The organism is Rhodospirillales bacterium RIFCSPLOWO2_02_FULL_58_16 (assembly GCA_001830425.1).
GTDB lineage: Bacteria > Pseudomonadota > Alphaproteobacteria > Rhodospirillales > 2-02-FULL-58-16 > 2-02-FULL-58-16.
In genome coordinates, this window is the sequence record MIAA01000001.1 from 1 (window position 1) to 25,145 (window position 25,145).

22 protein-coding genes and 1 pseudogene are annotated in these 25,145 nt (G+C 58.5%); 6 read left to right on the forward strand and 17 right to left on the reverse strand.

Annotation, left to right across the window (positions count from 1 at the left end; all coding sequences use genetic code 11):
- Positions 1–92 precede the first annotated feature (92 nt).
- A complete protein-coding gene (locus A3H92_12680; GenBank protein OHC76461.1) occupies positions 93–356 on the forward strand; it encodes a plasmid stabilization protein in 264 nt (87 codons plus the stop codon).
- Positions 357–364: 8 nt separating this feature from the next.
- Here A3H92_12680 and tldD read toward each other — a convergent pair whose 3' ends face one another.
- Genes tldD through A3H92_12705 form a run of 5 tightly spaced genes read right to left on the reverse strand, consistent with a single transcriptional unit; the run spans position 365 to position 6,094 of the window.
- On the reverse strand, positions 365–1,798 hold the full coding sequence (tldD, locus tag A3H92_12685; GenBank protein ID OHC76462.1) for a metalloprotease TldD: 1,434 nt from the start codon (positions 1,796–1,798) through the stop codon (positions 365–367).
- 2 nt (positions 1,799–1,800) lie between these two features.
- Positions 1,801–2,541, reverse strand: coding sequence for a hypothetical protein (locus A3H92_12690; protein OHC76463.1), 741 nt, complete (start codon positions 2,539–2,541; stop codon positions 1,801–1,803).
- A 10-nt stretch (positions 2,542–2,551) separates the two neighbouring features.
- Complete coding sequence (locus tag A3H92_12695; protein OHC76464.1) at positions 2,552–3,313, reverse strand: carboxy-S-adenosyl-L-methionine synthase CmoA; 762 nt, start codon at positions 3,311–3,313, stop codon at positions 2,552–2,554.
- A gap of 19 nt (positions 3,314–3,332) precedes the next feature.
- Positions 3,333–4,640 (reverse strand): citrate (Si)-synthase, encoded by a 1,308-nt coding sequence (locus A3H92_12700; GenBank protein OHC76465.1) that lies wholly within the window; start codon positions 4,638–4,640, stop codon positions 3,333–3,335.
- A 53-nt stretch (positions 4,641–4,693) separates the two neighbouring features.
- Positions 4,694–6,094, reverse strand: coding sequence for a glutamate--tRNA ligase (locus A3H92_12705; GenBank protein ID OHC76466.1), 1,401 nt, complete (start codon positions 6,092–6,094; stop codon positions 4,694–4,696).
- A 130-nt stretch (positions 6,095–6,224) separates the two neighbouring features.
- Here A3H92_12705 and A3H92_12710 point away from each other — a divergent pair, with 130 nt between their 5' ends.
- Both A3H92_12710 and A3H92_12715 read left to right on the forward strand, forming a co-directional pair.
- Positions 6,225–8,015: a hypothetical protein gene (locus tag A3H92_12710; GenBank protein OHC76467.1), complete on the forward strand. Its 1,791-nt coding sequence runs from the start codon at positions 6,225–6,227 to the stop codon at positions 8,013–8,015.
- Positions 8,012–10,138, forward strand: coding sequence for a hypothetical protein (locus A3H92_12715; GenBank protein OHC76468.1), 2,127 nt, complete (start codon positions 8,012–8,014; stop codon positions 10,136–10,138). The genes A3H92_12710 and A3H92_12715 overlap by 4 nt, the downstream gene beginning before the upstream one ends.
- Positions 10,139–10,140: 2 nt before the next feature.
- Here A3H92_12715 and A3H92_12720 read toward each other — a convergent pair whose 3' ends face one another.
- The 6 genes and pseudogenes from A3H92_12720 to A3H92_12745 all read right to left on the reverse strand — a co-directional run bounded on the left by A3H92_12720 (position 10,141) and on the right by A3H92_12745 (position 16,140).
- Positions 10,141–10,548: a very short patch repair endonuclease gene (locus A3H92_12720; GenBank protein ID OHC76469.1), complete on the reverse strand. Its 408-nt coding sequence runs from the start codon at positions 10,546–10,548 to the stop codon at positions 10,141–10,143.
- Positions 10,538–11,220: pseudogene (locus tag A3H92_12725) on the reverse strand (hypothetical protein). Before A3H92_12725 ends, A3H92_12720 begins: the two are co-directional and overlap by 11 nt.
- Before the next feature lie 150 nt (positions 11,221–11,370).
- The gene (locus A3H92_12730) at positions 11,371–12,081 is read right to left on the reverse strand and encodes a repressor LexA (protein ID OHC76470.1); all 711 of its coding nucleotides are present in this window, start codon (positions 12,079–12,081) and stop codon (positions 11,371–11,373) included.
- A gap of 293 nt (positions 12,082–12,374) precedes the next feature.
- On the reverse strand, positions 12,375–13,439 hold the full coding sequence (locus tag A3H92_12735; GenBank protein OHC76471.1) for a fructose-1,6-bisphosphate aldolase: 1,065 nt from the start codon (positions 13,437–13,439) through the stop codon (positions 12,375–12,377).
- 12 nt (positions 13,440–13,451) lie between these two features.
- On the reverse strand, positions 13,452–15,431 hold the full coding sequence (locus tag A3H92_12740) for a transketolase (protein OHC76472.1): 1,980 nt from the start codon (positions 15,429–15,431) through the stop codon (positions 13,452–13,454).
- A 61-nt stretch (positions 15,432–15,492) separates the two neighbouring features.
- Positions 15,493–16,140, reverse strand: coding sequence for a DNA-binding response regulator (locus A3H92_12745; protein OHC76473.1), 648 nt, complete (start codon positions 16,138–16,140; stop codon positions 15,493–15,495).
- Positions 16,141–16,268: 128 nt separating this feature from the next.
- On the opposite strand from A3H92_12745, the gene A3H92_12750 reads away from it, so the two are divergent.
- Both A3H92_12750 and A3H92_12755 read left to right on the forward strand, forming a co-directional pair.
- Complete coding sequence (locus tag A3H92_12750) at positions 16,269–16,934, forward strand: hypothetical protein (GenBank protein ID OHC76474.1); 666 nt, start codon at positions 16,269–16,271, stop codon at positions 16,932–16,934.
- A 93-nt stretch (positions 16,935–17,027) separates the two neighbouring features.
- Positions 17,028–17,564, forward strand: a complete 537-nt coding sequence (locus A3H92_12755) for a hypothetical protein (GenBank protein OHC76475.1) — start codon at positions 17,028–17,030, stop codon at positions 17,562–17,564.
- Between the two features lie 280 nt (positions 17,565–17,844).
- Here A3H92_12755 and A3H92_12760 read toward each other — a convergent pair whose 3' ends face one another.
- From A3H92_12760 to A3H92_12785, 6 genes are all read right to left on the reverse strand, one after another.
- Entirely contained in the window at positions 17,845–18,138 is a 294-nt protein-coding gene (locus A3H92_12760) for a hypothetical protein (GenBank protein OHC76476.1), read from the reverse strand.
- Between the two features lie 128 nt (positions 18,139–18,266).
- Positions 18,267–19,607: an MFS transporter permease gene (locus A3H92_12765; GenBank protein ID OHC76477.1), complete on the reverse strand. Its 1,341-nt coding sequence runs from the start codon at positions 19,605–19,607 to the stop codon at positions 18,267–18,269.
- Positions 19,604–20,719 (reverse strand): hypothetical protein, encoded by a 1,116-nt coding sequence (locus A3H92_12770; GenBank protein ID OHC76577.1) that lies wholly within the window; start codon positions 20,717–20,719, stop codon positions 19,604–19,606. The genes A3H92_12765 and A3H92_12770 overlap by 4 nt, the downstream gene beginning before the upstream one ends.
- Positions 20,720–20,729: 10 nt before the next feature.
- On the reverse strand, positions 20,730–21,869 hold the full coding sequence (locus A3H92_12775; protein OHC76578.1) for an ADP-heptose--LPS heptosyltransferase: 1,140 nt from the start codon (positions 21,867–21,869) through the stop codon (positions 20,730–20,732).
- 324 nt (positions 21,870–22,193) lie between these two features.
- Positions 22,194–23,267 (reverse strand): chorismate synthase, encoded by a 1,074-nt coding sequence (locus A3H92_12780; GenBank protein OHC76478.1) that lies wholly within the window; start codon positions 23,265–23,267, stop codon positions 22,194–22,196.
- Between the two features lie 7 nt (positions 23,268–23,274).
- A complete protein-coding gene (locus tag A3H92_12785; protein ID OHC76479.1) occupies positions 23,275–24,087 on the reverse strand; it encodes an enoyl-[acyl-carrier-protein] reductase in 813 nt (270 codons plus the stop codon).
- A 268-nt stretch (positions 24,088–24,355) separates the two neighbouring features.
- Between A3H92_12785 and A3H92_12790 the strand changes: the two genes are divergently transcribed.
- A complete protein-coding gene (locus A3H92_12790) occupies positions 24,356–25,144 on the forward strand; it encodes a hypothetical protein (GenBank protein ID OHC76480.1) in 789 nt (262 codons plus the stop codon).
- The last annotated feature ends 1 nt before the right edge of the window (position 25,145 follow it).

Consider the following 25,145-nt stretch of genomic DNA (forward strand, 5'->3'; position numbering starts at 1 on the left):
AAAAATACGATTTCTTGCAAATCCGACTACGTCAAATCGCTAAAACCGCCCGGCAAATCAAGGGCGTTCGGAGTTTTTAACAGGGGACTAATTTGCGTGAAGCCCATGAGTGGCTCGTAACCGAGAATCCGATATACGCGGCAAAGTGGCTCGCGGGTATTCGCGAAGCGATCATCGGCCTGGAAGTCATGCCGGAATCTCGCGCCCTTGCGCCGGAAAGCGAGGCATTCGATTGTGATATCCGCCAAGCCCTGTTCGGGCGCGGGACTCCGTGGCGCATATTCTTCACCATCAAGGGCGAGACCGTGCAGATACTTCACGTCCGGCATGGCAACCGTGATTACTGGAAACCATGATCTCGGCGTCAGGCGGCGGTGCCGCCGACGGTAAGGCGGTCTATCTTCAAGGTCGGCAGGCCGACGCCGACCGGCGCTCCCTGTCCATCTTTCCCGCAAGTGCCGATGCCGGGGTCCATCTCCAGGTCGTTGCCGATCATCGACACTTTTTTCAGCACTTCGGGACCGCTGCCGATAAGGGTCGCCCCCTTGACCGGGGCGCCCACCTTGCCGTTTTCAATGAGATAGGCTTCGGTGCAGGTAAAGACGAACTTGCCGGAGGTGATGTCCACCTGCCCGCCGCCGAAGGTGACGGCGTACAGCCCCCGATCAACGGAGGCGATGATTTCGCCCGGATCATCCGCTCCCGCCAGCATGAAGGTATTGGTCATTCGCGGAATGGGAGCGTGGGCGTAGCTCTGCCTTCGCCCGTTGCCGGTAGAGACGGTCCCCATCAGGCGGGCGTTCAGCCGGTCATGCAGGTAGCCGGTAAGAATGCCGTCCTCGATCAGCGTGGTGCGCCGGCTTTGGGTTCCTTCGTCGTCGATGGAGATCGAGCCTCGGCGGTCGGGCATGGTTCCGTCATCAATGACGGTAACCCCCGGCGCCGCCACCCGCTCGCCCATAAGCCCCGAAAAGGCCGAGGTCTTCTTGCGGTTGAAGTCTCCCTCCAGACCATGGCCGACGGCTTCATGGAGCAGGATGCCGGGCCAGCCCGGCCCCAGCACCACCGCCATCTCGCCGGCCGGCGCCGGAACCGAGTCCAGATTAACCAGCGCCTGGCGCAGCGCCTCGTCGGCAACCGCCTTCCAGGTTTCCGGCAACAGGTAATGTTCATAGGCGACGCGCCCGCCGGTCCCATAGCCGCCGCTTTCCATGCGGTCGCCGTCCGCCGCCACCACCGCCACGTTGAGGCGCACCAGAGGGCGGATATCGGCGATGCTGCGCCCGTCGATGCGTATGATCCGCACCGCCTGCCATTCGCCGCTGAGGGCGGCCGTCGCCTGCATCACCCTGGAGTCCTTGCCCCGCAGGTAAGCGTCGATATCCGACAACAGTTTCACCTTGACGGCAAAGTCCACCATTCCCAGCGGATTGTCGTCCGCATAAAGCGCCCGGTTTGTGCCGACAGGATGCTCCGCCGATATGCCCGAGCCGCTTGAGCGCACCGCCTTGACGGTCGATGCCGCCCGCCGCAAGGCGTCTTCCGACAACTCCGAGGCGTGGGAATAGCCGGTGGCCTCGCCGCAGACGGCGCGCAGCCCGAACCCCAGGCTGGTGTCGAAGGAGGCGCTTTTCAGTTTACCGTCATCGAAGGCCAGCGCTTCCGACTGACGGTATTCGAGGAACAGTTCGCCGTCATCGGCGCCGTGAAGGGCGTCGTTGACGACGGCTTCCACCTTGCCGGGGTCAAGCCCGGCCCGTCGGAAAAACAGGTCATGAGTTGTGACAAGAGCGCTCATAATCATTCAGCCAGAAGGTTGGCCTTTTTCAGGGTCCGCACGAACAGCGCCAGAATGATTATCGCCGCCGCCCACAAGGCGGCGCCCTTGATGTCCGCCGCGCCCCGCCACGCCCAACCTTCATAGGCATGCGTCAACACCGCCGCGACAAACCATCCGCCGACAGTGGAATAATCCTTGGCGAGCACCCGCTTCCAGTGGAAGGTCATATCTTGCGAGGCCCGGCGGTACAGACGGAAATCCGGCAGGAAGCGCGGCACTTCACGGCAGTAGCGTTGATAATCCTCGCCGAATTTGTCGGCGAGAAAAGTTTCCTCGGCGCGCACGATGCACCAATAATAAAAACCGAAAGCGAGACACCCCAGAACATACACCCAGACGCCGTTATGAAGGATGAACAGGCCCAGATAGGCCAACATGTTGCCGACATAAAGCGGGTTGCGGCAAACGCCGAACATGCCCTGCGTCACCAGGGTCGCGGCGTGGACGCGCTTGTTCAGGCCGCCGCGCTTGATATAGGCGAGTCCGATCACCCACCCGCGAAACGACATGCCGGCTACCGCCGTGGCTATCCCTATGAGATTAAGCCAAAAATCGGCGGCGGGGTCGCCGTTGAAAGGCGCCGGACGAAAGGCGGCGAACAGGGTCACGACCGTCAACGGAAAGACCCAGTTACGGGTCCTGAACAACCAGTTGCCGACGGTAACGGTGAACGGCGTGTTTTGCGTGGATGCGAGGGCCATCGGTAAAAACTTATTTCAACGCCAGGATGCCGCAGAAATTATACCAGCGGAAAAATACCTCGACCGAACGGAAGCCCGCCTGATGAAGCAGTTCGACATTCTCGTCAAGGCGATAGGGGATCAGGATGTTTTCCAGGGCTTCGCGCTTCTGGGTAATTTCCGTTTCTGAATAGCCGTTGCGCTTTTTCATGTTGTAATAATAGTTGATAAACAGGCGGTTGAGCCGCGAGTCGTTTTGCGTCAGCTTTTCGACCAGAATCAGGCAGCCTTGTTCATGCAGGCTGCGCGCAATCTGTTCCATGATTCGTCCACGATGAAGCGGGCGCACGAATTGCAACGTCAGAAGCATGATAACCATCGATGAATTATTCAGTTCCGGCATGGCGTGGAGATCGGACTGCACCAGTTCGATCTTGCGCCCGGTTCCCAGGGAATCCAGCTTGGCGCGGGCGGTCGCCAGCATTTCCGGCGAGTTGTCGATGCCGATGAAAGAGACTTCAGGGTCAACCGTCTGGTCAAGAAGCGACAGGGTCGTGCCGGTGGCGCAGCCGAGGTCATACAACTGCGTGCCGGGGACGGCGAAATCTCCCGCCATCTCCGCGACCATGCGCTGAATCTCAGCGTAGTAAGGCACGGATCGCCCGACCATGTCATCGAAAACCTGAACGGTCTCCTTGCCGAATTTGAAATCCCTGGCCAGGGCCGTCGGCGCCTCGAACAGGCGATCCTCTCCACCCAGCGGTTTCGGAAAAGTTAAATCTTTTTTGGCCATCGTGATCCTTGCCCTGATATCAACGCTTGTTCATCGGCTTGTACTCCCGCAGCACGGAACCCCTGTAGAGCTGGCGGGGGCGGCCGATGCTGGTGGTCGGGTCCTGGATCATCTCGTTCCATTGGGCGACCCAGCCGGCGGTGCGCGCCATGGCGAACATCACCGTGAACATGGATACGGGAATGCCCATGGCCCGGTAGATGATTCCGGAATAGAAATCGACGTTAGGGAACAGCTTTTTGGAAACGAAATATTCGTCTTCCAGGGCGATGCGCTCCAGCTCCATGGCCAGTTCCAGCAGGGGATCGTTCCTGATGCCCAATTCGTTCAACACATCGTGGCAGCTTTCCTTCAGCACCCTGGCGCGCGGGTCGTAGTTCTTGTAGACGCGGTGGCCGAAGCCCATCAGGCGGAAGGGGTCTTCCTTGTCCTTGGCCCGTTTGATGTATTCGGGAATCCTTTTCTTCGAGCCGATCTCCGTAAGCATGTTCAGCACCGCTTCGTTGGCGCCGCCGTGGGCCGGTCCCCACAGCGAGGCAATGCCGGCGGCGATGCAGGCAAAGGGGTTGGCGCCGCTGGAGGAAGCCAGCCTCACCGACGACGAGGAGGCATTCTGTTCGTGATCGGCATGGAGAATGAAAAGCCGGTCCAAGGCCCTGGCCAGCACCGGATTGATTTTGTATTCCTCGCACGGCGTCGCGTACATCATGTGCAGGAAATTTTCGGCGAAGCTCAGGTCGTTGCGCGGATAAACAAAGGGCTGGCCGATGGAGTACTTGTAGGAGACGGTGGCGATGGTCGGCATCTTGGCGAGCAACCTGTAAGACGCTATCTTGCGGCAGCTTGCGTCGCTGATGTCGGTGCTGTCGTGATAGAAGGCCGACAACGCGCCGGCGGCGCCGCACATAATCGCCATCGGATGGGAATCGCGCCTGAACCCCTTGAAGAAGTTATACATCTGCTCGTGCAGCATGGTGTGGTAGGTGATGTGTTTGTTAAATTCCTTTTCCTGCTCCGCCGTCGGCAGCTCGCCGTTAAGCAGCAGATAGCTGACTTCCATGAAGTTTGATTTTTCGGCAAGTTCCTCGATGGAATAGCCGCGATGGCGCAGGATTCCCTTTTCGCCGTCAATGAAGGTAATGGCCGAATCGCAGCTTGCCGTCGATTTGAACCCCGGATCGTAAGTAAACATCCCGGTTTGGGAATATAACTTGCGCACGTCGATAACGTCGGGGCCTGTGCTTCCCTTGAGAATGGGGAACTCAAATTCGCGCCCGTCCCGGTTATCGATAAGGGTAACCGTATCCTTGCCGCTCTTGCCGTTCATGATGCCCTCCCGCCGACTTTAAGTTATCCGGTTGCTCGCCGGTTTAACTATAGTTATGGATTCTTCCCATTGAAAGCGTCCTCGATTCGCCCCAGCGATTCATCCTGGCCCAGCGCCTCCATTACCTCGAAGATGCCCGGCGAGGCGTTGGAGCCGGTCAGCGCCGCCCGCAAGGGCTGGGCGATCATTCCAAGGGAGAAAGAAGAATCTTTCACCGCTTTCTCCGTGGAAGCGGCGGACCATTCCGCTAATTCCGCCAGAACAGGGTAGACGTCTTTAAGGCGGGCGCGGCCGTCATCGTCCAGGATACTGATTGCCTTGGGGTTCAAGGAGAGCGGTCTTTCCTTAACGTAAAATGCCGCGCTTCCGGCGAGTTCGACGATTGTCTTGGCTCGTTCTTTCAGGGCGGTCATGCCCTTTTTAAGGCGATCTTCGGCTTCCCCGGAAAGGGGGCGTCCCACCATTTCAGCAAGCAGGGGAAGGATCAGGGCGATCAACCTGTCATTGTCGGCGGCGCGAAGGTAATGACCGTTCAGGTTGGTCAGTTTGGCCATGTCGAAACGGGCGGCGGCGCGGCCCACGTCGCCGATGTCAAACCATCGGATCGCCTGTTCGGTGGAGATGATTTCATCGTCGCCATGTCCCCACCCCAGACGCAGCAGATAATTGCGCATGGCCTCGGGAAGGAAACCCATGTCCCGGTAGGCGTCAACGCCGAGCGCCCCGTGGCGTTTGGACAGCTTGGCCCCGTCGGCGCCATGAATCAGCGGAATATGGGCGAAGTGCGGAGTTTCCCACTCCAGCGCCCTGAACAGTTGGGTCTGGCGGAAGGCATTGGTCAGATGGTCGTCGCCGCGAATCACATGGGTGATCCCCATGTCGTGGTCATCAACCACCACCGCCAGCATATAGGTCGGCGCGCCGTCGGCGCGCAGCAGCACCATGTCGTCTAACTGGTCATTGGCGATAGTGACCTCGCCCTGCACCTGATCATTGATGACGGTTACGCCGTCCTGCGGCGCCTTGAAGCGGATTACCGGGTTCACGCCCTCGGGCGCCTCCGAGGGGTCGCGGTCGCGCCATTTCCCGTTATAACGCATTGAACGGCCTTCTTTTTTCGCCGCATCGCGCATTTCAGTCAGTTCTTCCGGCGAGCAATAGCAGCGATAGGCTTTGCCGTTCGCCAGCAGTCGCCTTGCGGCCTCGGCGTGGGCGTCGGCTCGGGGGAACTGGAAAACAACGTCGCCGTCCCAATCAAGGCCCAGCCATTTCAGCCCCTGATAGATGGCCTCCACCGCCTCGTCGGAAGAGCGCTTGCGGTCGGTATCCTCGATGCGCAACAGGAAGCGACCGCCATGACGCTTGGCGTAAAGCCAATTATAAAGAGCCGTGCGCGCTCCTCCGATATGGAGGAAGCCGGTGGGCGAAGGGGCGAAGCGGGTGACTACGGTCATGGCGGACAGATATTCTTTCTCGATTTTGTTTTCTTAGAGCATATCCTGTCGGCCTAAAGAAGTATGTTATGCGTTTTATTATTTATGTTAGTTTTGGGGCAATGTCGTTATGAAGCGGAGCGTATTGTAAGTGTTCAACCTTCTTCGTTTTTTTTCTCTTGTCAGCGCGATTGTGGTGATTGCCGTCACCACCGCCATGGTCATTCTCTATAACCGGCATGAAATGAACCGGCTTATCGAGTTCGGCGAAATGGAGAATGTTGCGTTGACGCGCTCTTTCGCCAATTCCATCTGGCCGCAATATTCATCTTACATAACATCGGTTCAGGAAACGGGCGGCGACGCCTTGCGCTCCCGCGAGGAAACCGTCGAAATCAGCGATAACCTCAAAGTCCTCGCCGCCGGGCTACCCGTGCTCAAGGTTAAAATTTATAACCGGCGGGGAGTCACCGTTTTCTCGTCCGATCCAAGGCAGATCGGCGATGACAGAAGCGGCAATCCGAACTTTATTCGGGCGCTTAACGGCTCTCCCGCCAGCGACCTGATCTATCGGGATGACGGCGCGGCCGACAGCCGCGACATGATTTCCAGTTATGTGCCTGTGCATACCAGCGACGGTAATGTGGCGGGAGTTTTTGAACTCTATACGGATGTAACCGCCCTTCTGGACAAGGTCAAGCGCACCACGACCAGAGTCACGGTCGGCCTGTTCACTGTCTCAGGCATGTTGTTCGTCCTGTTTCTGCTGATCACCCGGTACGCCGACCGCATTCTCAGACGCCAGCACGGCGACATCATGGCCGCCGAGAAACGTTTCCGCGATATCGCCGAGTCGACGGCCGACTGGTTCTGGGAAATGGGTCCTGACCTGCGCGTCAGCTTTATTTCAGACCGCTTCCTTTCCGATACCGGCCTCAGCCGCGATGATATTATCGGCAAGACGTACCAGGAATTTATCGGATCGGAAATAATGCATGAAGAACCCGAAAAATGGCGCCAGTATGAAGAAACCCTGAAAGCCCGTCGTCCGTTCAGGGACTTTGAATATTCGGTGAATGACCAGAAGGGACGCCGGCGCTATATCAGGGTAAGCGGCAATCCGGTTTTCGGCGCTGACGGGGATTTCCAGGGGTATCGGGGAGCGGCGACGAACACCACCTTGCGCCGGCTGGCCCAGCAGGCCATGCACGACGCCATGGAAGAAGCCAAGCACGCCAACATGGTCAAGTCGGAGTTTCTCGCCAACATGAGCCATGAGTTACGCACCCCGCTGAACGCCATCATCGGATTTTCCGACGCCATCATAACGGAAATCTTCGGGCCGATGACGGGCAGTGAAAAGTACAAGGAATACATTAAAAACATTCATGGTTCGGGCAAGCATCTTCATAATCTGATCAACGATATCCTGGACGTATCGGTGATCGAAGCCGGCAAGCTGGAGCTATCCGATGACGAGGTGGAGTTTGCCGCCCTGGCCGAAGAGTGCATGAATCAGGTGAAAACGCGCACCGACAAGAACGGAGTGCGCCTTTATTGCGAGATCGAACCGGGCTTCCCCAAACTTATCGCCGATGAACGCAGGTTAAAGCAGATATTGATCAATCTGCTGTCCAATTCGGCGAAGTTCACGCCCAGGGGCGGCGTGATTTGCCTTGCCGTCCGCCTTGACGCCGACGGCTCGCCGGTTTTCTCCGTCGCCGATACCGGAATCGGCATGTCGCCGGAGGACATCCCCAAGGCTATGGCGGCTTTCGGGCAGGTCGGAGACGACAGGTTGCGAAAACAGGAGGGCACGGGATTGGGGCTTCATCTGTGCCGCAGCCTGATCGAAATGCATGGCGGGACCATGACTGTTGAAAGCGAAAAGGGAAAGGGGACCACGGTAACCGTTCGTTTCCCCAAAGAGCGTTCGGCGTGAGCGTTCTTGTCCGGCGCCTTGAAGCGGTGCTGGAACAAGAGCGGGAACGCTGGGTTTTGTGGCTGCCGATAGGCCTGGGCCTGGGCATATCCGTTTATTTCTCGTTGCCGGTCGAGCCGCCCTTGTGGCTGGGGCTGGGGTTGGCGGCGGCAACTCTGATTCTGGGCCTTGCCGGACGCAGTCGGCAGGCGGCGCTGATGACGTTGATCGGACTGGGAGCCGTTTCCCTGGGATTTGCCGCCGCCCAATGGCGGACGGCGCTGGCGGCGGCGCCGGTATTGACGGAGCGCATGGGGCCGACCGGGGTCAGCGGACGAGTCGTTCTGGTCGAGAACTACCCCGACGGCGACCGCATAACCCTTGATCTCCTGCGCATAACCGGGCTTGGTCCGGATCGCACGCCGGACATGGTGAGGCTGGGCCTGCGCGGCAACCAACCTCATCTCTCTCCGGGAGATTGGATCAGGGTAAGAGGCATGTTGTCGCCGCCGTCGCCTCCCGCCGCGCCCGGAGCTTTCGATTTCCAGCGCCAGTCATATTTTCAGCGTCTGGGCGGCGTCGGCTTCGCCATGGGGCGGGCGGAATTGATCGCCAAGGCCCCTGAGAATGGTCTTGACGGCGCATGGCTGATCATAGAGAGGCTTCGCCAACACATCTCTGACAAGGTCATCGCGGCGTTGCCGGGGTCCAGGGGAGCCGTCGCCCTGTCATTAATGAACGGAGACCGCAGCGCCATTTCCCTCAGCCTGATGGAAGATGTGCGCGATTCCGGTCTGGCCCATTTATTGTCGATCTCCGGACTGCATATCGGGCTGGTGGCGGGGATTCTGTTCGGCGTCGTTCGCGGGGGATTGGCTTTGGCGCCGTTCATCGCCCTGCGCTATCCCATCAAGAAGTGGGCGGCCGGCGTCGCCGTCATCGGGGCGCTGGCTTATTCCCTAGTCGCCGGGGCCACGGTGCCGACCATGAGATCATTCCTGATGATCAGCATTGTCATGATGGCGGTTATGCTGGACCGGCGCGGAATATCCATGCGTGTGGTCGCCTGGGCCGCCGTCGTCATCATGCTGATTCAGCCGGAAACCATGCTGGGCGCCGGCTTTCAGATGTCGTTCGCCGCCGTCGTCGCTCTCATCGCCTTCTATGAGTTTGTAATAGATCGCCGTCGCGGCCGGGAACAGCCGCCGCCTGTCTGGTGGCGCTATCCTCTCCTCGGCATCGGCGGCATCGCCATAACCACCTTGATCGCCGGCGCGGCGACGGCCCCGTTCGCTCTCTATCATTTCAATTATTTCCAGGCTTACGGTCTGGCGGCCAATCTGATTGCGGTGCCGGCGACATCGGTATGGGTCATGCCGTGGGCGATAGTCGCCTTTGTCTTGATGCCGCTGGGCCTGGAAAGTCTGGCCTTGACGCCGATGGGGTGGGGCGTGGAGGTGATTATTCAGGTCGCCTCCGGCGTTTCCTCCTGGCCGGGAGCGGTCAGCGTCCTGCCTTCCATGCCGTCTTACGGATTGGCGGCGGTCGTCCTCGGCGGGGCATGGCTGTGCATATGGCGTCTTAAATGGCGACTGTGGGGCTGCCTCGGCGTCGTCGCCGGGGTGGCGACCATATTCTTCGTCCGTCCGCCGGACATCATGATCGATGAACGGGGAAAATTGCTGGCGGTGCGCGCGGCAAAGGGCGGCCTCGCCTTGTCATCGACGAAGGCGGGAGGCATCATCCGCCAAACCTGGCTGCGCCGGGCAGGACAGGTCGAGACTTCTTTTCCGTGGCCGCGCTCGGGGGTCGGCGTCGATGGCCGCCTGTCGTGTGATTTCATGGGATGTATCTATCGCAAGGGAAAGCATGTGGTCGCCCTGGTAGCGCACGCCGGCGCCCTTACCGAGGATTGCCGCGTCGCCGATGTGGTCGTCAGCGCCGAGCCGGTGAGGATTTCCTGCCCGTCCGCCCATACGGTAATCGACCGCTTTGACCTGTGGCGCAACGGCGGTTATGCGCTGTGGCTGGATGAGGACGGCGTGCGTTTTCAAAGCGTCAACGGAGTTCGGGGAAAGCGTCCCTGGGTAGTGAGGCCGGAAAAGAAAAAGAAAGAAGAAAAGGAGAAAGAGGGGGGACTGTGAGCTTACCCCAAAAAACGCCTCAATCGCGTGCGCAACTCGTCATTATTCTTGATCTCGCACTCCCAGATAACCAGCACGCGCCATCCTTTCTTTTTGAGCGCCTTAAGCTGCTCCGCGTCCCTGGCCGCGTTGCCGTCGAGTTTCACCGTCCAAAAGCCGGCATTTGATTGAGGCTTGCCCGCTCTTCGGCAGCCCTTGTGCTGATGCCAAAAGCAGCCGTGGACGAATATCGCCTTCCGTCGCGAGCGGAAAACGAGGTCGGGACTTCCCGGCAATTCTTTGCAATGAAGCCTGTAACGGTAGCCCATGCCGTGGACAAGACGCCGCACGATCATTTCCGACTTGGTGTCTTTTCCCCGTACTGCGCTCATGTTGGCGCTTCGGCGTATTTGCGACAGCCTATCGGTCATTCCCGCAAAACTTCATCGGTTCTTGCCCCGCATAGAATAAATAGCGCAACAATTCTTCACCGATAAACCTGGTATAGGCCGGCGGGATAGATTCGTTAATTTCGTTCTTCGTCATCCAGTCGATACCCATGGCGTGTCGTGCGGCGGCCAGAGTGCAGTTGCCGCCGCCGGTGACCTGAACAAAATCCTCCCATTCATTCGTTTTTCCGAAATGGGACTTGCGGCGGTCAAAGGTATGAACCTTCGGGTGTTTTTTGTGAGGCGGCGGCGTTATTTCAAAATTCGCCTCGAACAGCCGATGACGAAGCACGCGCAGACCGGAAAACATCGTGCCGCACAGGACAACCGGATTAAGCAGAGGAGGCCCTCGACATTTTCGATGACATAAGGAAGCCCGGATCGAACAAGCATATCCCGAACCGGCTCAATGAGGCGCGGCCATTCATCCGCATTGCCGTTCCGCTTGGCCAGGTCGGAATAAGACTGGCAAGGCGGCGAAGCGTGGATGGCGTCAAACGACGCAATAAATTCAGGATCAAGCGCGAGCGCGTCGGTCTGAATGAATGAAAGCGGGTAGTTCGGCTGGGGCTTTATATCCACTCCGACAACTTCAAACCCGGCTTGGGAGTAGCCTATCGCGGCGCCGCCGGCGCAGCAGAACAGGTCAAGAATCCTGAGTTTGCGCGGCGGCGGCTTGAGCGCTTTTTCGTTCCGCTTTCCGCCGGCCGGCGGATATTTCAGTATTTTGCCGGCGGCGGCGTCAAATGCGGCAATGCTCTCACTCATATCGTCAACTCTCTGTAGGGACCATGTTGGAACGGATCAATACTTGCGGATCAGGCCGATCAGTTGACCCTGAACCCTCACCCGGTCGGGACCGAAGATACGGGTTTCGTAATTCTTGTTGGCGGGTTCCAGGGCGATGGAATGGCCCTTGCGGCGGAACTGCTTGAGCGTCACTTCGTTATCGTCGACCAGGGCGACGACGATGGAGCCGTTGTCGGCCGTCTCGCAACGCTGGATGATAACCGTGTCGCCGTCGAGGATGCCGGCCTCGATCATCGAATCGCCGTCCACGCTGAGGGCGAAATGGTCGCCGATTCCCAGCATGTCGATCGGCACGCTGACCAGGGTTGATTGATCGCGAAGGGCCTCGATGGGGGTGCCGGCGGCGATGCGTCCGTAGAGGGGCAGTTCAATGGACTCGCTGTCGCGCGACGAAATGGCGGCGCCCGACAGCTTGAAGTCGCCGTGGATAACGTTAGGCTCGAAGCCGGCGTTTGACGTCTTTTGCTTTTTCTTCGGCTGCTCCGCGAAGTTTTCCGGCAGGCGCAAAACTTCCAGGGCGCGGGCGCGGTGGGGAAGGCGGCGGATGAAGCCCCGCTCCTCAAGCCCGGTGATCAGGCGGTGAATCCCCGATTTGGAGCGAAGGCCGAGCGCGTCCTTCATTTCATCGAAAGAAGGCGATACCCCCATCTCACGCAATTGACCGTCGATATAAACCAAAAGCTCGTACTGTTTTCTGGTCAGCATATGCACCCTCCACCCGGTTGCCGCCCGCTTGCGCTACGGACGCAACACAAAAAGAACAAAAGAAAAACCGTCCTTTTGTTCTACTTAGGTTCTGCTGCGTGGTCAAGCGATTTTTCGAATCGACTATGAAACTTGCCGTCATTGCGAGGAGCGTCATAGCGCGACGTGAATTTTGTCCGCAGATTGCGCAGATTTTCGCAGATTTTCTTTAGGCGTTCTTAATCGGCGTTCATCTGTGTAATCTGTGGATAACTTTCTTAAGCGAACCCCTCCCGGGGTTGCTTGCGTAACGGCTACTTTATGCGTGGGTCCAGACTGCCTGCGGCGTAGCGTTCGAACATGGCTTCAAGGGATATCACCTTGATCCTGGAGGCCCGACCGGCGGCGCCGAAGGCTTCGTAGCGGGACTTGCAGATTTCGCTCATGCCGTCCTGGGCGACCTTGAGATACTTGCGCGGATCGAAGTCGGAGGGATTCTTCGCCATGTGGCGGCGAATCGAGCCGGTGGAGGCCATGCGCAGATCGGTGTCAATATTGACCTTGCGTACGCCGTGCTTGATGCCCTCGACCACTTCGCTTACAGGCACGCCGTAGGTTTGGCCCATCTCGCCGCCGAAATCATTGATGATTTTCAGCCACTCCTGAGGCACGGCGGAAGAGCCGTGCATCACCAGATGGGTATCGGGAATGCGGGCGTGGATTTCCTTGACCCGACTGATCGCCAGAATGTCGCCGGTGGGAGGCCGGGTGAATTTATAGGCGCCGTGGCTGGTGCCGATGGCGATGGCCAGGGCGTCAACTTTGGTTTTCTTGACGAAATCGGCGGCTTCGTCAGGGTCGGTGAGAAGCTGGGAGTGTTCCAGCTTGCCTTCGGCGCCGTGGCCGTCTTCCTTGCCCGCCTTTCCTGATTCCAGCGAACCGAGGCATCCCAGTTCGCCCTCCACCGAGACGCCGCAATCATGGGCCATGGCCACCACTCTGGAAGAGACCTCGACATTGTACTCGTATGAAGAAGGGGTCTTGCCGTCTTCACGCAGCGAACCGTCCATCATCACCGACGAAAACCCGGACTGAATGGAGCGTTGGCACACCGCCGGCGAGGTTCCGTGATCCTGGTGCATGCAGACCGGAATGTGGGGATAGGCCTCGATGGCGGCCAGGATCAAGTGACGCAGGAAGGTTTCGCCGGCGTACTTGCGCGCCCCCGCCGAGCCTTGAAGAATCACCGGACTGTCGGTGGCGTCGGCGGCGATCATGATCGCCTTGACCTGTTCCATGTTGTTGACGTTGAAGGCGGGAAGGCCGTAGCCGTTCTCCGCCGCGTGGTCGAGAAGCTGACGCATTGATACCAGTGCCATTGCCGTTCCTCCCTACAGTTTTTCTTTGGCGGCGGCGACGATGTTTGCCGTGGTTATGCCGAAATGCTCGTAAAGCCGCTCGGCCGGAGCCGAAGCGCCGAATCCCTTCATGCCGATGAAGACTCCATTATCCCCCAGATAGCGATCCCAACCAAGGGAAATAGCCGCCTCGACGCCGACGCGCACGGCGCCGGAAGGGCCGAGGACCATGCTGCGATAGGCGGCGTCCTGGGCGTCAAACAACTCCCAGCAAGGCATGGAGACCACGGCGGCGGGAATGCCGTCGGCCTGGAGGCGATCACGGGCCTCCATGGCCAGGCTGACCTCCGAGCCGGTAGCCAGCAGGGTGACCTTGCGCTTGCCGCCTTCCGCCTCGGCCAGGACATAAGCGCCGCGAGCGCAGCGGTTTTGGTCGGTATGCTCGGCGCGCAGCGTCGGCAGACCCTGGCGGGTCAGCACCATGGCTGACGGGGTATCCGCAGCGGCCAGGGCCAAGGCCCAGCACTCGGCGGTTTCCACCGCGTCGGCGGGGCGGAAGACATTGAAATTAGGCATCGCCCGCAGGCCGGCCAGAGTCTCCACAGGCTGGTGAGTGGGGCCGTCCTCGCCGAGGCCGATGGAATCATGGGTCAGCACATAGATTACCCGCTGCCCCATCAGGGCCGACATGCGGATGGCGCCGCGCATATAGTCGGCAAACACCAGAAAGGTGCCGCCGTAAGGAATAAATCCGCCGTGCAGGGCCATGCCGTTCATCACCGCCGCCATGGCGTGTTCGCGTACGCCGTAGTGGATGTAGCGGCCCGAGAAATCGGCGGCGGTAACGGGCTTGGTGCTGGGCGTCTTGGTGTTGACCGAGCCGGTGAGGTCGGCGGAGCCGCCGATCAGGCCGGGAATAGCGGCGGTCAGCGCCTCAAGAACCTTGCCGGAGGCCTGACGGGTGGCCGGCTTCGGCCTCTCCTTGGCGAAGTTACGCTTGAGATCATTGATAATATCCGGCCAGTTTTCGGGCAAACCGCCCGCTATCATGCGGTTGAATTCCTCTTTGTTGTCCGCCGCCGCCAGGCGTTTCTCCCAGGCGGCGCGTTCGGCGACGCCGCGCTTCCCCGCTTGCCGCCAGGAAGAGAGCACGGCGTCGGGAACCTCAAAGGGGCCATGATCCCAGCCCAGCTTTTTACGGGCGGCAGCTATTTCGTCATTTCCCAGCGGCGACCCGTGAGTGGCCGAGGTTCCCTGCTTGTTGGGAGCGCCGTAGCCGATGATGGTCCTGCATCCGATCAATGACGGCTTATCAGAGGCGCGGGCTTTTTCGATGGCGGCGGCAACAGCCTTCGCATCGTGACCGTCGACGGATTGAACGTTCCATCTGCTTGCCGCAAAGCGGGCAAGCTGGTCGTCAGACAGGGTGGCGGAGGTAGCGCCGTCAATGCAGATGGAATTGTCGTCCCACAGCACGATCAGCTTGGTCAGGCAAAGGTGTCCGGCCATCGAGATGGCCTCCTGGCTGATGCCCTCCATCAGGCAGCCGTCGCCGGCGACGGCATAGGTATAGTGATCGACTATATCGTCGCCGAAGCGGGCGTTCAGCATCCTCTCGGAAAGAGCCATGCCCACCGCCATGGCGATGCCCTGTCCCAACGGCCCGGCGGTGGCTTCAATGCCGGCGGCATGACCGTATTCCGGGTGGCCGCAGGTTCTGGCGCCGAGTTGGCGGAAGTTCTTGATCTCATCCAGCGTCATATCCTCGTAGCCGGTAAGATAGAGCAGCGCGTAAAGCAGCATGGAGCCATGCCCGGCTGAAAGCACGAAGCGGTCCCGATCCGGCCATTTCGGCGCCGTCGGATCGAACTTGAGAAACCGGGAGAACAGCACCGTGGCTACATCCGCCATACCCATCGGCATTCCCGGATGCCCGGAATTAGCCGCCTGCACGGCATCCGCTGAAAGAAAGCGAATGACATCGGCCATATCCCGGTGCGAGCTGGTCGTCATCGATTTGATCTCCCCTGTTTATTTTAAAAGGAGATGTGGCCAATTTAACATGGAATGTCCATTAGATTCCTGCGGAAGATTTCATCCCGCCGTGAGATTTCAGGTAGCAGGAGACGGCCTGCGCCCGATTTTTCACCGTCAGCTTACTGTAAAGGTTTTTCAGGTGGAATTTGACGGTGTTGAGGGATATTTCCAGTTCTCCGGCGATCTGGTCATTGGTGCTGCCTTTGGACAGGGCCGCCAGCAACTCCTGTTCGCGGGCGGTAAGGGTGCCGAACGGGTCGGATCCGGCCCGGTTGATATCCATGAAGGGAAACACCATGCGCCCTTCCGAAACGGCGATGACGGTCTCCAGCAGGGTACTCAAGGCTTCACTTTTGGAACAGAACCCGGCGCCGCCCAACTGCATGGCCTGACGGGGGATATTCAGCGCCGCATTGCCGGTATAGATGACGATGCGCGGCGGATTTTGACGCTTGCGAAGGGCCTGTAGTATTTCCTGGCCGTTGCGATCAGGCATGTCCCAGCCGATAACGCCGACGGCGAACTCCGTCCGCTCGACGATTTCCATGAAAGCCTCGCCGCCGGCGACGGCAGCCAGCAGATTGAACCGACCGTCGTTCTCGAAGAAACCGGACAGACCGGCCCTGACCAGCGGCGACTTGTCCGCGACAACGATCCTGATGCTTTCGTTGATTGCCTCACTCATCCGCCCGCGCCCTCCCTGAAAGGGTAGCTATCCTACCCGGCGTCGCAAGTAAAGAAACATCTTTATCGTAAGGGCATAAATTTGCCGTCCGGAGTGTATACTGATTCTTGATTTTAGGGTGCTGACCAATGAACTTCGGCAGGTTGCGTCGTTTGCTTTTCCTGGGAACGCTGACATTTTCCCTGCTTGCCGCAGAGCGGGCGGGGGCCGAGGAAACGCGCCCCAGCTTCTTCAACAGCACGGAGACCATCTCGACGAATCTGAAACCATTTAACAAATGGACCGACGCCGTAGCGCGCTTTTCCAAAGAACAGGCGGAAAAGATAAAAGGCGACTGCAAATCCACCAAGCTCAACAAGTGCCATTACAAGGAATGGATGGAGTTTCTCGAAAGCCTCAAGGACAAGGACGAAATGACCCGCGTCAACGAAGTCAACCGGGTTATGAACAAGGCCGCCTACATCATCGACAAAGCCAACTGGGGGGTGGAGGACTACTGGGCGACGCCCAACGAGTTTCTGGAGCGTTTCGGCGACTGCGAGGACTACGCCATCGCCAAGTACATATCGCTGAAACATCTGGGGTTCAAGGCGGAGCAAATGCGCGTGGTGGCGGTCAAGGACCTGAACCTGAAAGTCGGCCACGCCGTCCTTGTCGTTTACCTTAACTCAAGGATTTATCTTCTTGATAATCAAATAAAACAGGTGGTGGAGGCAAACAGCGTCTACCACTACTCGCCGGTCTATTCGATCAACGAAAACAACTGGTGGCGTCATAACCCCTTAACGAAGTGAAATTGCAAAACCTTCCCCCGGATTTTTGAGATATTTTTCTATCCTCAAAGGCAATAATTAGAATATGCTCTCGAAATATTTGTATTAAAGGAGATGAAAATGCCTAAGGTAAGAGTGTGGGCGGTTTTGGGCGATTCAGATGCCGGGAAATCTACGACTATCGGGCATCTCACTTCACGGTTAAATCAAGGACCGGTAGGAATAGTTAAGGTACTTTTGCGCGGAGGAGGCTACCTGCACATCTATGGGAAAAAGATGGCGTTACAAGAAGCAGAAGTGTATCCGGATGATGAGACTACGCCAGCTATAGACCAGAAGGGCTTTATGACAAATATAAATGATAGGGCGGCGGAACTTCAACACAATCCCACCATTAGCGCCGGATACTTTAACATTTTGATTGCTCTGCGATTTAACCAAGTAAATAATTATCCATGTGGCTTGGATTATCTTTCATCTTTCGTCGAAAAAGGCTGGTCGATTGAATCGCTCGTCCTCCTGTCGCCTACCCCTGAACAGCAAGAAGAGTATGGCCGATTCGGCGCACCAACCTTATCTGTTGATAATTCTAGGAATATCGAAATTAACCATATGGTTGGACAAGTTCGCAACCACTTTGGCTGGGCCTAGTGGAGTGACGCCTAAAGATATGGGGACAACGCATATGAGGACACAATACTTAATTGCTCACGTTTTTCAGGGCTGAATTAAATATTATGTCCCCATATCTCCCCGTGACTAATAACCAAAATGAAAAAACCACGGATGAACGCCAATTAACGCGGATAGCAATTCAAAAACGGCATTTCTGGGTTTTATGATTTGCGAAACAAGTAATGAGTCCCCGGAACGGGTCCAAAATGGGAGCAGACGGCAGGCGGTATGCAGATGGCGGCAGTTTGGAAGCGTTTCATGCGATAGTTGTCCCACCGCACACGGAAATGATTGTGTTCACCATTTTCTTAAGCTCCGTGCATTGATTGATCGCGACAGATAGGTCATTCTTGCGAAGAATCCGCCCGGCGTCGCGCGGCTTGACATAGCTGTCCCGACACTGCCCTTTCTCAAAGATTTCCCTAATATGATAAGCGGGCGGCTTGTTATGATTCACCGTCTCGGGATGCCCGGCAGGAACTGTACTGTTGTGGCCCGCCAACTTCTGGATCGTCAGCCAATCAAGGACCTGAACCTGAAAGTCGGCCACGCCGTCCTTGTCGTTTACCTTAACTCAAGGATTTATCTTCTTGATAATCAAATAAAACAGGTGGTGGAGGCAAACAGCGTCTACCACTACTCGCCGGTCTATTCGATCAACGAAAACAACTGGTGGCGTCACAACCCCTTAACGAAGTGAGCTTGAGCGGTCGGTCGCCGCCGTCCCAGCCACCACAGCACCAGCAGTCCCGGAACGGCGAGGGCGGCGCTGAAAATGAAAAAGCCGAACCAGCCCATCGTCTCCGCCGCCCATCCCGACGACGACGACAGCATGTCGCGGGCGAAGGCCATCAGGGAACTCAACAAGGCATACTGGGTGGCGGTGTAGGCCTTGGTGCACAGCGAGGACAAATAGGCGACAAAGGCGGTGGTGGCCATGCCGGCGGTGACGTTTTCAGCGGTAATGGTCGCCATCAGCATCAAAACGTCGTGGCCGACCACGGCCTGAACGCAAAACATCAGGATGCCGGCGATCTGTAGAATTCCACATATCATCAGGCTTGGCATAATGCCGTAGCGGCTGACCGCGATGCCGCCGATCAGGGCGCCGACCAGCGTGGCCCCCAGGCCGAAAACTTTGCTGACGGCGGCGATTTCGGTCATCGAAAATCCCATCTCCACATAGAAGGGATTGGCCATCACCCCTTGGTAGGCCTCGCCCAGCTTGTAAAGCATGATGAACAAAAGAATGGCGACCCAGCCGGGACGCCGCATAAAATCGTTGAACGGCGCGATAACGGCTTCGTAAAGCCAGGCCAGCCCCCGCGCCGACCACAGGGGAAGCCCGGCGGCCAGATGGTCGGCGATGCGCTTTTCCTCGTTATCGGCCAAAGTCAGGGAAACATCCGGCCGAGGCTCCCCGGCGCATAGAACGGTGATCATGCCGACTGCGCCCAGCGCCGCCATGACCATATAAACCTGGGGCCACGTCAAAACCGAGGCCAGCCACAAGGCCCCGGCCCCGGCGCTCAACATGCCGACCCGGTAACCGAGAACGATGGTCCCGGCGCCCGCGCCTTGTTGGTCTTCGTCCAGGGATTCCACCCGATAGGCGTCGATTACAATGTCCTGACTGGCCGAGCAAAACGCCACCAAAAGGGCGAACAAGGCGGTGGCCGCAGGATTGACGCCGGGGCCGGTCATGGACATGGCGAAGATCGCCGCCATCAGCGCCGCCTGGGTAACCAGCGCCCATCCGCGCCGACGTCCCAGCATCTTACTCAACACCGGCAACGGCAAGCGGTCGATCAACGGCGCCCACAGGAACTTGAGGGCGTAGGGGGTGCGGACCAGGGAAAACAGCCCGATGGCGGTCAGCGACACGCCCTCCACCTTGAGCCACACCGACATGGTGGAAAAAACCAGCAACAGGGGCAGGCCGCTGGAGAACCCAAGGAAAAAAATGACGACAACCCGGCGATCAAAATAGACCCTGGCGGCGTCATGCCAGCTTTTCATGCCGCCCCGCCTTTTTTCAGAAGCTTCAAGACCGCCGCCGTCACCTTATCGGGATCAAGGCGGGCGACGCACGGATAGACGCCGTTCTCCGGGGGATGAATACACTCGCCGAGGCAGCCCCGACACTCCATGTCGTGATAAAGGAAGACGACATTATCCGGAGTCATACGGATATCGTAAGGAATGCTGTCAACGACATGGGCGGCCCCGGCCAGACATAGAGTGGGAACGCCGATTCCCGCCGCCAAATGCATCACCGAGGTATCCACCGACGCCACCAGACTCGCCGCGCCCAGCAATGCCGCCTTGGCCTCAAGCCCCTCCTCGTTGACGATGACGCCGGCAAGCTCCGAATATTCAGGATTGCGCGCAAGGTCGCCCGGTCCCGCCGACAGGATCACATCAAAATCCGCCTTCACGGCGTCGATAATCCGCCGGTATTGCCTGATGGGATGTTGGCGCAGGGCGACGGCGGAAAACGGATGCAGGACGACAAACGGCCGCTCGCGCTTGGCCGGATTAGGCACCCTTTCCGGCGCGAAGCGAACCATGGGCGGCGGATCATCGCGAGCGGTCAAGGCATTGGCCAGTTCCGTCCACCGCACCGCACGATGAGCCATGCCGCTTTTGACCTTGACCCAGCGGTCATACCAACAACGGTTGGCTAAAAGCTGCTTGTCGTGCTTGGGCCAGGAGCGCGGCTCCATGGCTATGGAGTATTCGGCGTTACAGGCCATGACGATGACATCATCCACCGTCGGCAAACGCAAATGATCGGCGCTTACGACCAGCCGGTAGCCGGCGTTATTGAAATCCAGGCAGACGCCCAGACGATAGACGGGATTGCGCAGAAAGCGGCGGTAATCCATCCCGATCAACCGGACATCGGGAGGAAACAGGAAGGCGACGGCCTGCGACTTGGTCTGGACCAGCACATGAATCGGCTCGCCGTCCATGGCCAACGCCCTGAAGCGGGGAATCATCAGCGAGAACAAGATAGTGTCGCCCAGTCCGCCGCTGGAAATCAGCAGCACGCCGCGCCGCCGCCGGCTTCGGCCCTGCCGCCGCCTTCTCAGCATCACATAGCGGTCAACCAGAGCGGAAAGTTTCAGGCGCGACACGTCAGGCCGCCCCGCCGCTTTTCAGCAGCCCTTCTATTTCATCCCACACCCGGTCCTCGCCGATGGCGCTGATGCAGGGGAAAACATCGAACTTGGTCGGTCGTTTGTGACATCGCCAGAAACAGTGATAGCACTCCATCTCATGGAAGACGAAACGGGCATTGGCGGGGGTTACGCTTTCAGGATAGGGAACAAAGCTGCCGAAATGTCCGCCGCCGACGATGACCAGGGTCGGCGTCCCGAGGGCGATGCCGAGGTGGGCCGGCCCGGTATCATTGCTGATCATGCCCGCCGCATGGTTGATGATATCCAGTAAAACAGGCAGGCCGGTCAATCCGATGAGGTCGATAACGCCGGCTTCCCTGCCGATTTCGCTCATCCGCTCCTCGCCGGTTTTTTCTTCCTGGGCGCCGACGAAAACCACGCGATAGCCTTCCTTGAGCAGCCGGCGGGCGATGTTCAGATAACAGGCCAAAGGCCAGCGGCGGCCCGGCTCGTTGCTGCCGGGATTGAGAACCACATAGGGCGCTCCGTCCTCAATCGGCGGCGCATCGCTGCGCCAGGCAATTTTCGGCGGCGTCGGCGTGATTTCCGAACCGGCGACGGCCGAGACAAAGCGAAAATGGCGGATCACCTCGTGGGTGGGGTAGTCGCCGGTCGTGATAATATCGTCAACCTGACTCAGATAGTACAAGAACTCAGGCCGCGTCGGCTCATTGATATAGGGCAGGGAAACGACGGTCCTCGGCGCTCCTGAAACCCAGGTCAGGCTGTCGGCCATCATCGCCCGCCGCAGAAATGAATCACAGACGGTGACCGCAGGCGCCAGGTTGCGCACCCAAAGCGAAACCTTGAACCGATAAAGCGGACGACGCGCATAGGCGTGTTCGTCGATAGTGTAAACGCGGTAGCCGGCGAAAATCACATCGGCGATGACGGCCCAACTGGCGCAGCCGAGCACCGTAATATCTTCGCGCGCGATGCCGAAAACCTCGGAATAATGATCCAGAGCGCCGCGAAACAGCACCATATCGCCGATGCCGTCCATGCGCACCACCAGCAGACCGCGACGGGGCTTGAACACCGGCCAGAAGCGGGCAATCAAATCCGGCGCCCGAAACATCCACCAGCGCCGCCGCATGCCCGCCGGCAGGGAGCGCCAGAACCATGACGTTTCAAACCGATGACCGGGGATCGCCGGAAGCCGCCTGTTATTGTCCGAACCGACCATGGGTCAAGTACTAGAGCATTTAAAGATTGATTGGAACACTCAAGACCGTTGTGGGCCATGCCTTATCGTCTTTGCGAGGATTGCGAGAAGCGGAGCGACGAAGCAAGACGAAGCAATCCAGAGAGCGCCACCGGCCACTGGATTGCTTCCCGTGTCGCTGACGCTCTCACGGTCGCAATGACGCCAAGGCGCAACGCGGGTGATCCTGATCAATCCTGATGCGCCGGCTTCTTCTCACTTCCCGCATTGGGCCTTGTGGCGCAGCAGGTGATCGGCCAGGACCAGGGCGATCATGGCCTCGGCCACCGGCGCGGCGCGGATGCCGATACAGGGATCATGGCGGCCCTTGGTGATGATCTCGGTGTCTTCGCCGAGGGCGGTAACGGTCTTGCGGGGGATCAAGACGGAACTGGTCGGCTTGACGGCGATCCGGGCGATTATGTCCTGACCGCTGGAAATGCCGCCCAGAATGCCGCCGGCGTTATTGGAAAGGAATGCCGGGCGTTCGCCGTCCATGCGCATTTCGTCGGCGTTCTCGGGGCCGGTGAGTTCGGCGGAAGCGAATCCGGCGCCGATCTCGACGCCTTTGACGGCGGGGATGCTCATCAGGGCCTTGGCGATATCGGCGTCCAGCCGGTCAAAGACCGGAGCGCCGAGGCCCGCCGGAACGCCCGAGGCCACAATTTCAACCACGGCGCCGATGGAAGAGCCGTCCTTACGAATGGCGCCCAGGTAATTTTCCCAAACTCCCGCCATCGCCTTGTCGGGGCACCAAAATGGATTATTTCCGGTCTCGGCCCAATCCCAGGCCTGACGGTCGATACGGTGCGTTCCCATTTGCACCAAAGCGCCGCGAATATTCACCTTAGGCCCAAGCACTTTGCGGGCGACGGCGCCGGCGGCGACCCGCATCGCCGTTTCCCGGGCGCTGGAGCGGCCTCCGCCGCGATAGTCGCGGATGCCGTATTTTTGCTGATAGGTAAAGTCGGCATGGCCGGGACGGAACTTGTCCTTGATCTCGGCATAGTCCCTGGAGCGCGCATCCTCGTTGATGATCAGCAATCCTATGGGGGCGCCGGTGGTCAGTCCCTCAAAGACGCCGGAAAGGATTTCGACCCGATCCGGCTCTTGGCGTTGAGTGGTAAATTCGGATTGACCGGGGCGACGCTTGTCCAGGTAGGGCTGGATATCCTCTTCGCCAAGCTCGATCATGGACGGAACGCCGTCGATAACACAGCCGATGGCGGGACCGTGACTCTCGCCGAAGGAGGTGACGCGGAACAAGTGGCCGAAGGTGTTGCCGGACATGGAAGACCTATACGGTTGAAATGTCAGGCGCGTCCACCGCCTTCATGCCGACCACATGGTAACCGCAATCAACGTGATGTATCTCGCCGGTTACGCCGCTGGACATGTCGCTCAAAAGATATAGGCCGGCGCCGCCGATGTCTTCAAGGGTGACATTGCGCCTGAGCGGTGAATTGTATTCGTTCCACTTGAGGATATAGCGGAAATCGCCGATACCCGACGACGCCAGGGTCTTCATCGGACCGGCGGAAATGGCGTTGACGCGGATGTTGCGCGATCCCAAATCCTCAGCCAGATAACGGACGCTGGCTTCGAGCGCCGCCTTGGCGACCCCCATGACGTTATAATGGGGCGTAACCCTTTCGGCGCCGAGATAGCTGAGGGTCAACAAGCTGCCGCCATTGGTCATAAGCGGCGCCGCAAGCCGGCACAGGGCGGTGAAGGAGTAGCACGAGATATTCATGGTCCGGGTGAAATTATCAAGCGAGGTGTCGATGTATTGGCCCTTCAGTTCCTCTTTGTCCGAATAAGCGACGGCATGGACCACGAAATCCAGCTTTCCCCAGCGTTTGGCGATAACGGCGAAGACCGCGTCCATGCTTGCCGCATCGGTAACGTCGCAAGGAAGCAGCAAATTGGACCGGATCGATTCGGCCAACGGCGTCACGCGCTTCTGCAAGGCCTCGCCCTGGTAGGTGAACGCCAGTTCGGCGCCTTGGGCGCTGGCCGCACGGGCGATGCCCCAGGCGATCGAACGGTCGTTGGCGACGCCCATGATCAGGCCTCGCTTTCCGGCCAGGAGCGGCATAGGGGCCGTCATCGTTTCATGGCTTATTGGGTCCAGCAATTTTCCCCCCTTTGAGGAGATACGAATAAGCCCGTATAGAGATGGTGTCCATTACTCTAATCACCCTTGGCAATATATGGTATAGCGGGGAACCGTCAATCGCTTGTAGTGCCCGGCGTGATCACAATGCTGCAATGGAATGAAACATTTGCCGGGAAAATAATTTGTCCGCAAGCGGGACGCCGTGCATGATAAAGTTAATCCTGATTTGTCGGCGATCATCGTTATAGAGTGATGGAACATGGCTGAGAAAAAGAAACCCGAAGAACCTAAAAAAGAAGCCCCTAAAAAGGAAGACCCTAAAAAGGAAGCGCCCAAGAAAAAGGAAAGCTTCTGGCGCTCCAAGGCCGCCAAGCGGGCCATTTTGGTGTTCGGATTGCCGATCATCGGGATACTGGGATGGTATGCCTACACGGTGACCTACGAACTCAACAAGCCGACCATGAAGAAGTTCGAAGAGGAAATGGTCAGTAAAGCCAAAAGCATGGCCGAGAAGGCGATCAAAGAAGGATTCGCGGTCAAGGATGTCGATGCCTGCCAAAAAATGATTGACGAATACACCACGCCGAAAGGATGGACCTACACGGACGCAACACTCTATGAGCTTGTCGGCCTGCCGAAGACGACCTCCAGGGAAAAAATGGAGGAACGCTGTATCTTCTACGCCAAGACGGTAGTCGAGATGGAGAAGTTGTCCCACCACACCCGGCATGTTTTTGTCTGTGGAGAGTCGCGCTTTGAGGCGGGAAAAAGCGGTCACCACTATATCACGGCCGATCCGGGCGGACGGGGAGCAATCGAGCATGTCGGCGCCAAGGAGACTCTGGTCCCCATCCCCGTCGGGAAATCAAAAGTCCATACGCTATGGCAGTTCTACAACGTCGGGGACGGCTGCATCATCGTCGGCTTGTCAAAGAGCGAAGCTTTCAGCATGTCGGGGCATGTAACCCACGCCAAGGAGGATATGAAAGAGGAACCGAAAAAGGAGGCGAAAGAGGAGCCGAAAAAAGCTCCGCCAAGCGGGCATTAAT